This is a genomic window from Rhodococcus sp. H-CA8f, from assembly GCF_002501585.1.
GTDB classification, from domain to species: Bacteria; Actinomycetota; Actinomycetes; order Mycobacteriales; family Mycobacteriaceae; genus Rhodococcus_F; species Rhodococcus_F erythropolis.
Map to the genome: position 1 here is coordinate 5379174 of NZ_CP023720.1, position 14330 is coordinate 5393503.

A 14330-nucleotide genomic window follows, 5' to 3' on the forward strand; every position below is an offset into this window, starting at 1 on the left:
AACGAAACCGACTGGCCCTAGTGTTCCGATTCATGACGCCATTCAAGCCCGTCCGCCAGCTGGACCGCAGGGCCTTCTTCCGCTACTCCGCGCTGACCGGCATCGCAGTCGCCGGCAGTGCCTCATTGCTCGCGTGTAGCAGTGACTCCAGCAGTTCGAGTGGCGGAACCACGGACGACGGTTCCGAATTCGGAACAGTTGCAGTGCAGCTGTCCTGGATCAAGAACATCGAGTTCGCCGGCGAGTACTTCGCTCTCGACAAGGGGTACTACAAGGATGCCGGGTTCGGGAATGTAGACCTGGTGGCAGGTGGCGCAGCCGGCACCGGCGTCGAAGCCGGCTTGGACACCGGCAAGGTGTGGATCGGAATGTCCGCACCGCAGCTCACAGCCCCCGCTGTGCTCGATGGACTGGAGGCAAGGATCGTCGGGGCGACGTTCCAGAAGAATCCGTTTGCGATTGTCAGTTCCGCTGCGGCACCGATCAACTCACCGCAGGACATGATCGGCAAGAAGATCGGCGTCCAGGATTCCAATCAGCTCGTCTTCGGAGCTCTCCTGGCAGCAAACGGCCTGACCGAAAGCCAGATGACGATCGTGCCCGCGCAGTTCGATCCGAGCCCCCTGGCAAACGGCGAGGTGGACGGCTGGGTCTCCTACGTGACCAACGAGCCGATCACACTGGCCGCCAAAGGTTTCCCCAACGCCCACTTCCTCTTCGCGGACTACAACTTGCCGTTGGTCGCCGAATCGTTCACGGTTCTCCAGTCCACCATCGACAACGAGAGGGACAAGCTCAAGGCATTCCTGAAGGCCGAGATCCAGGGATGGAAGGATGCGGTCGCTGATCCGGCAGAGTCGGCGCGGCTTGCCGTCGAGGTCTACGGCAAGGACCAGAACCTGGAACTCGAAGAGCAGATCAAGGAAGCCACCGCACAGAACGATCTTGTGGTGTCGGCAGATACCAAAGCAAACGGGTTGTTCACGATGACACCCCAACTGATCGAACAGAACATCGCGGCACTGTCGAAAGCGGGGCTGGAGATTACGGCGGACCAACTGTTCGACATGTCGATCCTCGAAGAGGTGTACGCCGAGAATCCGGAGTTGATCTGACTGAGCCGAGCGTCAACGAACCTCTCGCGCGAGTACGCCCGAGATGAATAGTTGTACAAGGACCTCGGCCTTGTACCGGGCATCGGACCCAGCACCGATACAAAGGTTCCCGATGCCTTTGAGCACGTTGTACGCATCGACCCGCGAAGCAGTGCCAACAGACTCGAGCGCTGCCTCCAGGAGGGAGCTACATACCGGGACGAGGCGGTCGACGAAGTAGGCGTGCAGAGCGTCGGACCCGGCGCTGTCTCCTTGCAGTGCGCCGGCGAGCCCGTGCTTGGTGACCAGGAACTCCACGAACAAAGCCACCCATGCCCGCAAAGCCGCCTCCGGCGTTGCACTCTCCGCGAGCATCTGTGGGCCCGCGTCCGCACACGCCTCGACTTGGTGTCGGTATACGGCGACCACCAACTCGGGGCGCGTCGGGAAGTGGCGGTAGATCGTCCCCATGCCGACGCCGGCCTTCGCCGCAATCTCCCGCACCGGAGCGTCGACTCCGGACTCTACGAACACTGCTGCCGCCGCGTCGAGCAGCGCCTGCTCGCTTCGACGTGGGCGACCGACTTGCTTGGGAGAGGCGACGCGCGACTGCTCGTCCTGGGCATCAGCCATGTGCACTCCTCGCTGACTCACAACATATGTTTGCATTACGGAACACCGCTCCGTAATGTTGCGGAACGACGCTCCGATAAACAGTATCGCAGGGTGCAGCCTCAGCAAGGAACTTGCCATGACCTCATCAATGATCGACACTCTGAACGGCATCATCGGCGCCGGCACCCCGGTCGTCTCCGTTGCCCCCGTCGAGTTGTTCGCCCCCGATCGACCTGTCCCGCTGGAAGTACGTGTGTCTGCTCCGGCAGCAGGCACGAACCTCCCCGTTGTGGTGTTCTCCCACGGCAACGGCTGGAACCTCGATGGATACTCGCCACTCACGGCATTCTGGGCATCCCACGGATTCGTGGTGATCCAGCCGACACATCTGGACTCGCGCCGGAACGGTTTCGGGTTCGACCACCCGGTTTTCCCGACGATCTGGACCGAGAGGATCGCGGATCTCACACGCATCCTTGATCAGCTCGACACCATCGAAATTGCCGTGCCCGGACTTGCCGGCCGCATCGACCGCAGTCGAGTTGCCGTCACTGGTCACTCCTGGGGCGGGCAAACCGCTCAGTCGCTCCTCGGAGCAAGGGTCTTCGACGAGGCCGGCCAGGTCGGCCAGAACATGTCCGACAGCCGCGTCACCGCGGGAATCCTGTTCGCAGCAACCGGTCTCGGCGGCGAGAACCTGCATCCGTTCGCACAGGCGAACTTCCCGTTCATGCGCCCCTCGTTCCAGGAACTGACGACGCCGACACTCGTCGTCGCGGGCGACCACGACCAGTCCAAGATGTCCAGCCGCGGACCTGACTGGTTCACCGACGCCTACACGCACAGCCCCGGAGCCACCGACCTCCTGACCTTCTACGGTGCCGAGCACGCACTCGGCGGAATCGTCGGATACGAAGTCGCCGAGACCACTGACGAGAACCCAGAGCGGGTCGCCGCCATCCAACGGATGAGTACTGCCTACCTTCGGACCGCGTTGCGCATCGATGAGACCAGCTGGCCAGCGGCCCGGGCCGCGTTCTGCGACAACGCCGACCCGATCGGCCGAGTCGACACCAAGTAATGCGGCAGTGATCCAACTTATTGGCCGAAGTTGAACCTGAGATTCGCATTTATCAAGGTGTTGAGCCGCTTTCGCATCCGCACGACCTCCGCCTCCGACGGTATCGGATCTTCGAGGAAGAGCGTCCAACGCAGCATCGTGCCGCTTCCGACCGCCTCGATGTCGAATCGGATGACGGCGTCAGGGCGGTCCGGCCAGATCGACGACCAGATCACCAGCTCCGGTTCTACGGCCCTGACGATCTCCGGTTCGACCTCGGTCTCGAGCAGTTCCAGCCAGTGCCGGGCGGGCTGGCGGTACGGATCGATCAATGCCTCGAACATGAAGCGCGCAGGCGGCGGCTGGCTCCGGCGCCTCGTCGCGACTTGCTGCATGGCACGAGCGTAACCGCCACTCAAGGGCATACCTCTGCCTTCACCCTGCAAGATCCACGAAAACTGGGATAAACCGGGCGCCGACGGAGGACACTCAGGAGCACATCCGTCTGGGAGGGCCGCTCATGCGTAAACGCCATCAGGTTCTGCTTGCAGTGTCCGCAGCGATCGGGCTGTCTCTGACGCCGATCAATGCGTCGGCAACACCGAGCACGGGAGTACACGGTGAAATCCTCGGGCAGGTGACTTTCGACGGCAAGGACTACATCCTGCGTCAGATCACCATCGACCCCGGCGGTTCCACCGGTTGGCACTTCCACGACGGGACGCTCTACGCACTGATCGCGCAGGGCACGTTGAGCCACTACCGATCCGATTGCTCCGTCGACGGGATCTACAGCGCCGGAAATACTTTGATCGAACCGAGCGGTTCAGATCATGTGCACATCGGAAACAACTCGCAGACAACACCATTGGTACTCGAGGTCGTCTACGTCAATCCGGCGGGCAGCCCCCTCTCCGAAGATGCTGCGCCTCCCAACTGCCAACTACCCGGCTGACGGCGCCGAAGCGGTAAACCGCACCGGCATCGATTCGAGACCGGACACGAAGTTGGCGGCACGCCGCTGCAACGGCGCGTCGGTGGCAAGTGCCATTCCCGGCAGCCTGGCGAAGAGTTGCTCGAACATGATCCGTCCCTCGAGCCTGGCCAGCTGATTACCCAGACAGAAATGCGTTCCGAAGCCGAAGACCACGTGTGGATTCGGTGTGCGGCCGATATCGAACCGTTCGGCGTTCAGGAACACGGACTCGTCGAAATTTGCCGATTCGAAGAGCAGCAGCATCTTCTCACCCGCCTTCAGTTGCGCACCGAAGAAATCGGTATCACGGGTCAGAGTTCGAGCCATGTTCTTGATCGGCGACGACCACCGCAGCATCTCCTCCAAAGCCAACGGAATGGCATCGGGATCGTCGACCAGCGCTCGATGCTGGTCCGGATGGCGCAGCAGCTGCTCCATGCCGCCGCTCAGGACGTGCCGTGTGGTCTCGTCACCGCCGATGAGTATCAGTAGGGACTCGTTGACGATTTCCTGATCGGAGAGGGCCTCGCCGTCAACCGCGCTGTGAATCAATGTGCTCACCAAATCGTCGGCCGGCTCGCTCCTCCGCTCGGCAATGGTTCGCATCATGTACGCGGTGAAGTCGACATACGCAGCCATCATGGCCTGCAGTTGCTCCTGGGAAGCGTTGCTTCCCAATGCCTTCACCAGATCATCCGACCACCGCAGAAACAACGCGCGTTCCTCGGGACGGACACCCAACATGTCGCCGATGACGGCCATGGGAAGTGGTGCGGCCAGGTCTGCGACGAAGTCGGCTTCTCCTTTCTCACAGACGGCGTCGATCAGTTGATCGCAGATCTCCCGGATACGGCCGGCCTTGGCTTCGACCTTCTTACGTGTGAAACCCGCGTTGACCAAGCGTCGACGCGTGAGGTGCTGCGGGTCGTCCATGTCGATCATCTGCGGCAATGGACCCGTTTCGGGACGGATGCCGCCGGCGTTGGAGAACAGTTCGGGATCCCGCTCGGCTGCGACGACGGCGTCGTAGCTCGCGGCCGCGGTGATTCCGTTGGCGTCGTCTCGGTACACGGGCTCGTGATCACGCATCCAGGCGTATGCGTCGCGCACATTCCCGAGGCCTCCGCTGTAGAAGCGTCCGTCGATCAAATCGAAGGTCGGTCTGGTAGCCATCACTCCACCTCTCGCACAACCCTTGCCTCAATAAGTAGAACCTGTTCCTATATAGCGTGGGGCGTTTTCACCGAAGCCGAACCGGAAAACCTCCAGAATCAGCACGCGAGCCCGCCGGAGCAACGACCAGGAGACACGCATGGACGACGACACCGCCTCAGCGGGCATACCCACTTTCACCGGCACATCGATACTGGTGACCGGCGGCGGTAGTGGCATCGGTCTGGGCATCGCTCGTTCGCTGGTTGCGTCTGGCGCTCACGTCACGATCTGCGGACGCAACAAGGAGAAACTCGAAGCTGCCGCCGAATCGATCCGGCAGTCGAGTCCGGAAGGATCGGTCAGCGTCTCCCCTACCGACGTCACGATCGAGGCAGACGTCGTCGCCGCTGTTGCCGCGGCGGTCTCCGTCACCGGAAAGCTCGACGGAGTGGTGGCCTGCGCCGGCGGGAACGAAACCATCGCACCGGTCACGCAACTCGACGTCGACGCGTGGCGCCGCACCGTCGACCTCAACGTCACGGGGACCATGCTGACGATCAAGCACGGCGCGCGGGCGCTGGTGGCAGGCGGCGGTGGATCCATCGTCGCGATCTCGTCGATCGCCAGCAGCAACACACATCGCTGGTTCGGCGCGTACGGCGTCTCGAAGTCCGGCGTCGACCACCTGGTGCAATTGGCGGCAGACGAACTGGGCGCCAGCAACATTCGTGTCAATGCGATCCGGCCGGGTCTGACCCGAACGGATCTGGTCGCGCTCATCACCGACGGTGGCCCCATCCTGGACGATTACCTGGCCAACACTCCGCTCGAACGCGTCGGCGAGGTCGAGGACGTCGCCGGACTCGCTTCCTTCCTCCTCGGACCGCAGTCCACCTGGATCACCGGGCAGATCATCAACGTCGACGGAGGCCAAATGCTTCGCCGCGGACCGGATTTCCGCTCGATGCTCGAACCCGTCTACGGATCCGACGGGCTCCGCGGGGTGGTCGCGCCATGAGCTACACGATTCTAGGCAAGAAGGTCGAGATGCCCGTCGAAGTTCGCACCGCGTCGGCCTTCATGGCGTTGTACTCGGTACCCAGCGCAACGGCGCAGTCGATCATCGATTACACCGGCTTGACCGTGCTCCAGTACCGTCCCGGCCGGGCGCTGTGCGGCCTGGTTTTTGTCGACTACATCGATGGGGATCTGGGGCCGTACAACGAATTCGGGGTGACGTACATGGTGCGTAGCCACACTGCGCCTCCCGAAACCTCGGTGCTGGGAGATCTACGTTCGCTCGCTGCCGGAACTGCAGGGGCACTCATTCACGAGTTGCCGGTGGACGGAGAGTTCACCAAGGCCGCCGGCCGGGAAATCTGGGGATTCCCGAAGGTGCTCGCCGAGTTCGACACCGAGCACGTCGGCTCGGTCAAGCGCGGATCCGTCTCGCGCGACGGCAAACTCATCACACAGTTGAGTGTGAAGTCCGGCGTCAGCGTGCCTGGCGGCGGAGCCAACATGTCGTTGGCCGCGTACTCGCATCTCGACGGCGCAACCAGGTGCACGTCGTGGGACATGGCGCCGACCGGCGTCAAATCGCGCCCTGGTGGAGCAGAGGTTCAGCTGGGTAGTCACCCGATGGCGGCGGAGCTTCGGAAACTGGGACTCCCCCGCCGGGCCCTGATGACCACGACCATCAAAAACCTGGCGATGACGTTCGGGGAGGCGACAACGATCTGAGTGTCAGCCGACGGCACCCCTTTCGGTCACGTGCGACTCGGGCTACACTCCTGGACGGTTGACCAACTCGCGTCAGACCGCCCGAAAGGACACTCGTGCAGATCACCCGACGCACCGTACTGGCAGGCGCTGCCGCCGCACCTGCGCTCGCCGCTCTGTCGACGAACCAGGCCGTCGCAGCTTCGCCGGCACGCACCGTTTCACCCGCACGTACCGACAAGTCGTCGTCGTTGCAGGTGGGTGTCGGGATCTCCGATGTGACCGGACCGGTCGCCGAGGTCGGCATGATGGGCTACTCGAGCTTCGACCAACGCGCCGAAGGCCTGCACCAGCGAATGCGCGCACGCGCCTTCATCTTCGAGTCCGGCGGGTCACGGGTCGCCTACGTGTGCGTCGACAACTGCATGATCTTCCAGTCCGTTCACGACGAGGTCCTACGCCGGCTGGCTGGGAAATTCGGCGACATCTACACCGAACGCAACGTCATGTTGACGGCCATCCATTCACACGCGGCATGTGGTGGGGCCTCGCACAACTACGCGTACAACCTCGCAGTTCTCGGCTTCGAACTGCAGGTGTTCGAAGCCGAGGTCAACGGCATGGTCGAGGCGATCAGCGCTGCCCACGAGAACCTGGCGCCGGGCTCCGTCCGTTTCGGGCGGTCCGACCTCACCGATGCCAGCGTCAACCGATCGCGAGTGGCGTTCGACCTCAATCCCGAAGAGGACAAGGCCTACTACCCCGGTGGCAACGATCACCACATGCGTGTCATGCGGATCAGTCGGGGCAGCAAGGACATCGGGGCGATCAACTGGTTCGCTACCCACTGCGCCTCGCTCACGAACGAGAACCATCTCATCTCCGGGGACAACAAGGGCGCCGCGGCGTACTTCTGGGAGCACGACGACCGGGGTGTGCGTTACCTCGACGGCGACACCAGCTTCATTGCCGCTTTTCCGCAGACCAACAGCGGCGACATGTCACCGAACCTCTTCCTCGAGCCCGGACGCGGACCGACCGAGGACGAATTCGAGAATGCACGCATCATCGGGCTGCGCCAGGTTGCGGCGGCTCAAACTGCCTTCGGCTCGGCCTCCGAAACCGTCACTGGTGGTGTCGACAGTCGGATCATGTACCTGGACATGGCAAATCAGGTGGTGAGCGGAAGATTCACCCCGGACGGGCGCGAGCACCGCACTGCACCGGCAGCGATCGGTGCGGCAATGAGCGCCGGAAGCGTCGAGGACGGGCCTGCAATTCCGATCTTCCCCGAGGGCACCCGAAACCCCATGATCGACGCCTTGGGCGGCATGGATGCTCCTGTGCCTCAATGGCTTCAGGATGCACAGGCCCCCAAGCTCGTAGTCGTTCCGGTCGGCCTGTTGCCACCGGGCGGATGGGTGCCGAACGTACTGAAGATCCAGATCCTGCGGATCGGCCAGTTCTACATCGTCGGTGGCCCTGCGGAATTCACCATCGTCTCCGGATTACGAGTGCGTCGAACCGTCGCCGAGGAGCTTGGAGTTCCGCTCGAGAACGTCATCTTCCAGGGCTACGCGAACTCGTACTCGAGCTACTGCACCACGCCACAGGAATACGATTCGCAGCAGTACGAGGGCGGCTCGACGATGTTCGGCCGTTACACACTGCCGGCCTATCAACAGGGGTACGCCGCTCTCGCAGCCGCGATGCGCGACGGCACCGAACCTCCTCGCGGCCCCGCGCCGGCCGACCTGTCCGGGTTCCAACCCAGCTTCGGACCTGGCGTCGACTTCGACGAGCCCTTGCCGGGAACACAATTCGGCGATGCGACCGTCCAGCCCGGCGACGGCTCACCGGGTGCGCAGGTTGCCGTCGAGTTCGTCACCGGCCACCCCAAGAACGACACTCACCGAAACGGGACCTTCTACGAGATCCAGCGAAATACCGGCGGATCCTGGACACGGGTCGCCGACGACAACGACTGGTCCACCAAACTGCACTGGCGCCGGGTCGGGAGCAACGGTTCCGTCGTTCGCATCACGTGGGATGTTCCGGCCGATACTCCGGCGGGTACGTATCGAGTCCAACACTTCGGTGCGTCGAAGGCTCGGGGTAGCGGCGCGATTTCGCCGTTCTCCGGGGTGACCGCCGAATTCCGCCTCACCTGACCCGCGTGAACGTATCGCTCCCCTTGTTGGACAAGGGGAGCGATACGTTCACGCGATGGGGTCAGAGCGCAGTTGCCAGGTTCAGGCGGCGGTCGGGTGCAGCGAGGTGCTCGACGTCGACTGCTCTGACGCTGCCGGGCGGTCGATCTTCGCCGCGACGATCAGGACCAGCAGACCGGCGACGGTGACCGCCGCCCCCATCCAGATCGGGGAGGTGAAGCCGAGTCCCGCGGCGATGGTGATTCCGCCCAGCCATGCACCGAGCGCGTTGCCGACGTTGAAGGCGGCAATATTTGCACCCGACGCCATGGTCGGTGCGGCCGACGCGTAGTTCATGATCCGCATCTGCAGACCTGGAACCGTCGCAAAACCGAAGGCGCCCATGAAGAACAGCGAGATCACGGTCATGACCTTGCTCTCGGCGGTGGCGGCGAACACGATCAGAACGACGGTCAGGATCGCGAGAATCCAGACCAGCGCCTTCGTCAGCGAGCGGTCGGCCGCCTTGGCGCCCAGGAAGTTACCGACGAACAGGCCCGAGCCGAAGAGGATGAGCAGCCACGGAACGCTGGACGTCGCGAAGCCGGTGACCTCGGTGAGAGTGAAGGCGATGTAGGTGAAGGCTCCGAACATTCCGCCGTAGCCGAGGATGGTGATGGCGATCGAGAGCCATACCTGCTTGTTGCGGAATGCCCCCAACTCTCCGCGCAATCCGCCACCGGTCGTGCTGGCGGGCGTCGTCGGGACGAGTGCTGCGATTCCGATCAGGGCGATGACGCCGATGACGGTGATGGCCCAGAAGGTCGAGCGCCATCCGAGTTGCTGGCCCAGCAGAGTGCCGAACGGAACGCCGAGAACGTTGGCGATGGTCAGGCCCGCGAACATCATCGCGATGGCGCCGGCGCGCTTGTTGGGCGCGACCATGTCGGCGGCAACCACCGAACCGATCCCGAAGAACGCACCGTGGCACAGTGCCGCGACGATGCGTCCGCCCATCATGACCTCGTAGGAGGGCGCGAGCGCAGACATCAGGTTGCCGATGATGAACAGCACCATGAGCGAGAGAAGGACCTTCTTGCGCTCGAAGCGGGTGACGGCAGCGGTCAGGAGGATCGCGCCGATCGCCACCGACAGTGCGTAGCCCGAGATCAGGTAGCCCGCGACGGACTCGGTGACCTCGAAATCAGCCGAGACCTCGGGCAGGAGGCCCATGATGACAAATTCGGTGAGGCCGATCCCGAACCCGCCCATAGCGAGGGCAATGAGACCCAATGGCATCTCGATGTTCCTTTCACAGATTTACGCGTAAGCCGTTAGCGGGCGTGTGCAGTAGTTGCAGGCGCGCTATAAATAGTTGCACGCGCGCGCTACATGCGCAAGCTGGTAACCTGGAGTCGCAGGAAACGGACAAGGAGAATCACATGGGGATCGCCGACGACGCCGTCGAAATCCGTTCGCAAGGGTGGCGCACGCTCGCAGCACTGCACGGCGCCCTCGACACCGAACTGGAACGCGCGCTCCAGCGTGAGCACAAACTGTCCGTCGTCGAATACACCGTGCTCGACGCACTGAGCCGCCAGGACGGCTGGCACATGCGGATGGCCCAGCTGGCTCGCGCTGCCGCACTGAGCAGCAGCGCCACGACGCGCTTGGTCAATCGACTCGAAGATCGAGGACTACTGACGCGCATCCTGTGCGCCGACGACCGCCGAGGCATCTACACCGAACTGACGCCGGCCGGCCGCGAGCTTCTCGAAAGCGCACGGCCGACGCACGACGCCACCCTCGAGGCCGCACTCGACGAGGCATGCAAAACACCCGAACTCGCGCCACTGGTGCGCGCGCTCCACGAACTACCCGTCGGCTAGAAGTCTGCCGGAAGCAGGGCACGCTCCTCGATTCCCGAGACCACCTGAGCGACAAACACACTCGCATCGACGACCGCCCGCCCACCACGCGCGGGGACCAGAACGTCGACGGTGCCGCCGTGCACCTCGTTGTCCCCGATCACCGCGATGTACGGGTCACGGTGAGTGCGTGCCTCGCGGATGCGACGTCCCAACGATCCGTCAGGCGCGATCGCCACTCGAACATCGCGAGCCTCGAGATCGGCCCGCAAACGCTCGGCCTCAACCTGGTGCCGGTCGCCGACGGGCAGAATCGAGACTTGGTTGGGTGCCAGCCACGGCGGCATCCGCCCTTCGAACCTTTCGATCAAAAGCGCAGTCATGCGTTCCATCGACCCGAGCAAGCCCCGATGGATCATGACGGGGCGAGCCTTGGATCCGTCCTCAGCGGTGTACTCGAGGTCGAACCGCTCCGGTTGATTGAAGTCGAGTTGCACGGTCGAGAGTGTTTCCTCGCGGCCGTGCGCGTCTCGCACCTGGACGTCGATCTTGGGACCGTAGAACGCTGCCTCCCCCTTCGCTTCCACGTACTCGATCGAGCGTGCATTCAGCGCCCCGCGAAGGTGATCCTCGGCGTCCGCCCACTGCTCGTCGGTGCCGAGGTACTGCCCCTCTCCCCCTCTGATCGAGAGTCGGTACCCCCGTTCGGCAATCCCCAGAGTCGAGTAGCAGCGCTCGATCGCGTCGAGCGCGACGATCACTTCCACTTGCACTTGTTCACGACTACAGAAGACATGTGCGTCGTCGAGATTGATCTGTCGGACTCGACTCAATCCGCTGAGAACTCCGGAGAGTTCGCTACGGAACATCGAGCCGAGTTCACGAACGCGGAAAGGTAGCTCGCGATAACTACGACCGCGAGCGGCGAATACCTGAGCGTGATGAGGACAGTTAGCCGGACGAAGGAGAAATGACTCTCCGCCTATCTTCATTTCGGGGAACATGTCTTCCGAGAACTTGGACCAATGACCAGATCTTTCGTACAACTCTTTCTTCGCCATAACGGGGGTATAGACACCCCGGCAACCGGAGCGCGCTGCTTGTTCGGCGGCGAACTTTTCGAGTTCGTTCCTGATGACGGCGCCGTCCGGTAACCAGAGCGGAAGGCCGGCTCCGACTATGGGGGTGGTGGCGAAAAACTCCAGGTCGCGCCCGAGTTCGCGGTGGTCAACGCTCATGAGAGCTCTCCAAATCGTTCAAGGGGAGACGCACACGGAGCGACGAAACAGGAAAGCCCCGGGGCGATAACTCCCGGGGCTGAAAGGGTTCGGTCAGCAGTTGCTAAACGATGCGCCGGAAGAGAACCGGCGTCGTCGTGTTGTGCGCAATACTGACCATGTACGTGAGGTTACATCAACTTCCTACCCACCTACAGCCCGAATTGTCGGGCCTCTATGCTGACGCAACTGGGAAGGCGCAGCAGTAGCCAACGAAACACCCACGAAGAGCGAAGTTTCGGCAATCATGTCCGAACGTGAGGTTCTCGGATATGAGGAGGATGTGCGACGGTGCCGGACCACTTGCTCGAACAGTTGATCACCATTCCTTTGTTCACCGGAATCATCGGGTACATCACCAATTGGTCGGGCGTCCTGATGCTGTTTGCGCCGATCAACTTCCACGGGATCAAAGTGCCCGGCCTCAAACTGCTCTTCCCGTTCCTCCCCCGACGCGTCCAGGTGATCCCCGCGATCACCAGCGACGGCAGATTCGGTTGGCAAGGCATCGTCCCCTCGCGGGCGGAGAAGATGGCGTCGATCGCCGTCGACAAATCCCTCGCGAAAGTCGGCAGCATCGCCGATTTCTATCGCGTCCTGGACCCGGACAGCATCGCCGAGCACTTGGTGAACATCTCCCGCAGTGAAGTGCGCGGCGTGGTCACCAGAATCATGACGGCCGAGAATCCTCAGCTGTGGCACAACCTTCCGACGTCGGTGAAGGAAGCCGTCTTCCGCAAGGTGGAGGACGATCTGCCGGCCAGCGTGCGCATGATCACCGACCGCATCGAAGAGGACATCGACGAGTTCATCGACGCGAAGCTGATGGTGATCCGCTACCTCTCCTCGCATCCCAAACTGCTCAACGACATCTTCCGCACGATGGGCAACAAAGAGCTCAGGTTCATGCAGAACTTCGGCTTCTACTTCGGGTTCCCGATGGGCTTCGTGCTCGTCGGAATCCTCCATCTGGTTCCGCAGTGGTGGGTGCTTCCCATCGGTGGCGTGATCATCGGGTACATCGTGAACTACCTCGGAATCACGATGATCTTCGAACCGATCACCCCCAGCCGTTGGGTGCCGTGGCGGCAGGGACTTTTCCTCAAACGCCGCACCGAGATCATCGCCGGGTACGCAAAAACCCTGGCCGATCACGTCGTGACGCTCGAGAACATCGGCACCGAACTCCTCGAAGGTCCCCGCTCGGACCGAACGCGGCGGATGCTCGATCAGGTACTGCGCGAATCCGTCGACGACGCCGCCGGCTGGGCAAAGTCGGTGGTCAAGATGACCGTCGGTTCGCAGAGCTACAAGCGTCTGCCCGGCCTGGCCACCACCGAAGTGCTCGATCTGTACCCAAGGGTCTTCGAGGACGCGGAGTTCGCCGAGAGCCAGTCGGAGAAGATTCGTGTCTTCGTCACCGAACGCATGAGCATCCTTTCACCGGAAGATTTCAGTGAACTACTACGCTCAGCCGTCAAACAGGACGAGTGGCTGTTGTTCGTACACGGGGCCGTGCTGGGCTCGTTTGCCGGTTTCCTGCACCTCGCAATATTCGGAGTATGAGTCGGAGTATGAGTATGAGTGAGCACGACCATCGCCTGATCGTCGAAGCGGAATCGTACGACTGGGCTGCGGACATCGCGCCGGTCGAATCCGTCGAAAAGCGTCTGATCCGCAGCCTTGTCGGGCTGACTGCCACGACAACGCTCACGTCGATCAGGCTGACGGGTTGGGCTTTCGGAACGGCGAAGGAGGCGACGCGGCAGATCGTTCAGGCTGCCGCCGAAGCCGCGGCAGAGGCCGCTGAATCGGCCAATGTTCAATCCGAACGTCGGGCCGAGAACTCCAACGGAGACGGCTCGCGGACCGAGAACCTACGGGCAGCAATGGCAACTCGAACCAATCGCAAACAGAGTGTCGAAGCCACTCTCGCGGCGCTGCGGGCACGCGGCGACAGGTTGCTGGACCGTTCCGCGGACGTGACCGATCGCGACGATCTGCACCCGGCCTACGACCGGATCCTCGACGAAATCGCGCCGGACGAAGCTCGAATTCTTCGGTTGCTGGCCACTTCAGGTGCGCAACCGAGCGTGGACGTACGTACGGCGCGGCCGTTCGGCGTCGGCTCGGAGATGATCGACGAGGGTCTGTCGATGATCGGAGAACTGGCGGGATGTCGCCATCTGGACCGCATCAGCGCGTACCTGAACAACCTGCATCGGCTCGGTTTGGTGGCGTTCTCACGCGAACCCGTCGAGGCCGACCGGTACCAGGTGGTCGAGGTACAGCCGTCGGTGATCGAGGCGGTCAAGCGAGCCGGACGATCCAACAAGATAGTGCGTCGTAGCATCCTGCTGACGCCGTTCGGTGACGACTTCTGTCATACCTGTTTTTCTCTGTAGGGCCTCCG

General features: G+C 62.6%; 14 protein-coding genes. 9 read left to right on the forward strand and 5 right to left on the reverse strand.

The window, feature by feature from the left end:
- Positions 1–32 precede the first annotated feature (32 nt).
- Positions 33–1115 carry an ABC transporter substrate-binding protein gene (locus CPI83_RS24980; RefSeq protein ID WP_070385860.1) on the forward strand — a complete coding sequence of 361 codons (1083 nt, stop codon included), beginning with the start codon at positions 33–35 and terminating at the stop codon, positions 1113–1115.
- Positions 1116–1127: 12 nt separating this feature from the next.
- Here the strand turns inward: CPI83_RS24980 and CPI83_RS24985 are convergent, their stop codons facing one another.
- Positions 1128–1727 carry a TetR/AcrR family transcriptional regulator gene (locus CPI83_RS24985; RefSeq protein WP_070385859.1) on the reverse strand — a complete coding sequence of 200 codons (600 nt, stop codon included), beginning with the start codon at positions 1725–1727 and terminating at the stop codon, positions 1128–1130.
- A gap of 118 nt (positions 1728–1845) precedes the next feature.
- Here CPI83_RS24985 and CPI83_RS24990 point away from each other — a divergent pair, with 118 nt between their 5' ends.
- Complete coding sequence (locus tag CPI83_RS24990; protein ID WP_097387874.1) at positions 1846–2790, forward strand: alpha/beta fold hydrolase; 945 nt, start codon at positions 1846–1848, stop codon at positions 2788–2790.
- A gap of 17 nt (positions 2791–2807) precedes the next feature.
- On the opposite strand, the gene CPI83_RS24995 is transcribed toward CPI83_RS24990, so the two are convergent.
- Positions 2808–3164 carry a hypothetical protein gene (locus tag CPI83_RS24995; RefSeq protein ID WP_232816802.1) on the reverse strand — a complete coding sequence of 119 codons (357 nt, stop codon included), beginning with the start codon at positions 3162–3164 and terminating at the stop codon, positions 2808–2810.
- Positions 3165–3289: 125 nt separating this feature from the next.
- Between CPI83_RS24995 and CPI83_RS25000 the strand changes: the two genes are divergently transcribed.
- A complete protein-coding gene (locus tag CPI83_RS25000; protein ID WP_003945598.1) occupies positions 3290–3724 on the forward strand; it encodes a cupin in 435 nt (144 codons plus the stop codon).
- On the opposite strand, the gene CPI83_RS25005 is transcribed toward CPI83_RS25000, so the two are convergent.
- Positions 3713–4918, reverse strand: a complete 1206-nt coding sequence (locus tag CPI83_RS25005; RefSeq protein WP_097387876.1) for a cytochrome P450 — start codon at positions 4916–4918, stop codon at positions 3713–3715. The genes CPI83_RS25000 and CPI83_RS25005 overlap by 12 nt on opposite strands.
- Positions 4919–5057: 139 nt before the next feature.
- Here CPI83_RS25005 and CPI83_RS25010 point away from each other — a divergent pair, with 139 nt between their 5' ends.
- From CPI83_RS25010 to CPI83_RS25020, 3 genes are all read left to right on the forward strand, one after another.
- Positions 5058–5918, forward strand: a complete 861-nt coding sequence (locus CPI83_RS25010; RefSeq protein ID WP_019746912.1) for an SDR family oxidoreductase — start codon at positions 5058–5060, stop codon at positions 5916–5918.
- Positions 5915–6643, forward strand: a complete 729-nt coding sequence (locus CPI83_RS25015; protein ID WP_007734116.1) for an acetoacetate decarboxylase family protein — start codon at positions 5915–5917, stop codon at positions 6641–6643. The genes CPI83_RS25010 and CPI83_RS25015 overlap by 4 nt, the downstream gene beginning before the upstream one ends.
- 95 nt (positions 6644–6738) lie before the next feature.
- Complete coding sequence (locus CPI83_RS25020) at positions 6739–8793, forward strand: neutral/alkaline ceramidase (RefSeq protein WP_070385822.1); 2055 nt, start codon at positions 6739–6741, stop codon at positions 8791–8793.
- An 81-nt stretch (positions 8794–8874) separates the two neighbouring features.
- Here the strand turns inward: CPI83_RS25020 and CPI83_RS25025 are convergent, their stop codons facing one another.
- A complete protein-coding gene (locus tag CPI83_RS25025; RefSeq protein ID WP_020968434.1) occupies positions 8875–10071 on the reverse strand; it encodes an MFS transporter in 1197 nt (398 codons plus the stop codon).
- Positions 10072–10214: 143 nt separating this feature from the next.
- On the opposite strand from CPI83_RS25025, the gene CPI83_RS25030 reads away from it, so the two are divergent.
- Positions 10215–10661: a MarR family transcriptional regulator gene (locus tag CPI83_RS25030; protein ID WP_003945852.1), complete on the forward strand. Its 447-nt coding sequence runs from the start codon at positions 10215–10217 to the stop codon at positions 10659–10661.
- Here CPI83_RS25030 and thrS read toward each other — a convergent pair.
- Positions 10658–11878: a threonine--tRNA ligase gene (thrS, locus tag CPI83_RS25035; RefSeq protein WP_097387877.1), complete on the reverse strand. Its 1221-nt coding sequence runs from the start codon at positions 11876–11878 to the stop codon at positions 10658–10660. The genes CPI83_RS25030 and thrS overlap by 4 nt on opposite strands.
- A gap of 330 nt (positions 11879–12208) precedes the next feature.
- On the opposite strand from thrS, the gene CPI83_RS25040 reads away from it, so the two are divergent.
- Positions 12209–13483 (forward strand): hypothetical protein, encoded by a 1275-nt coding sequence (locus CPI83_RS25040; RefSeq protein ID WP_019746908.1) that lies wholly within the window; start codon positions 12209–12211, stop codon positions 13481–13483.
- A 14-nt stretch (positions 13484–13497) separates the two neighbouring features.
- Positions 13498–14322: an Abi-alpha family protein gene (locus CPI83_RS31255; RefSeq protein WP_097387878.1), complete on the forward strand. Its 825-nt coding sequence runs from the start codon at positions 13498–13500 to the stop codon at positions 14320–14322.
- The last annotated feature ends 8 nt before the right edge of the window (positions 14323–14330 follow it).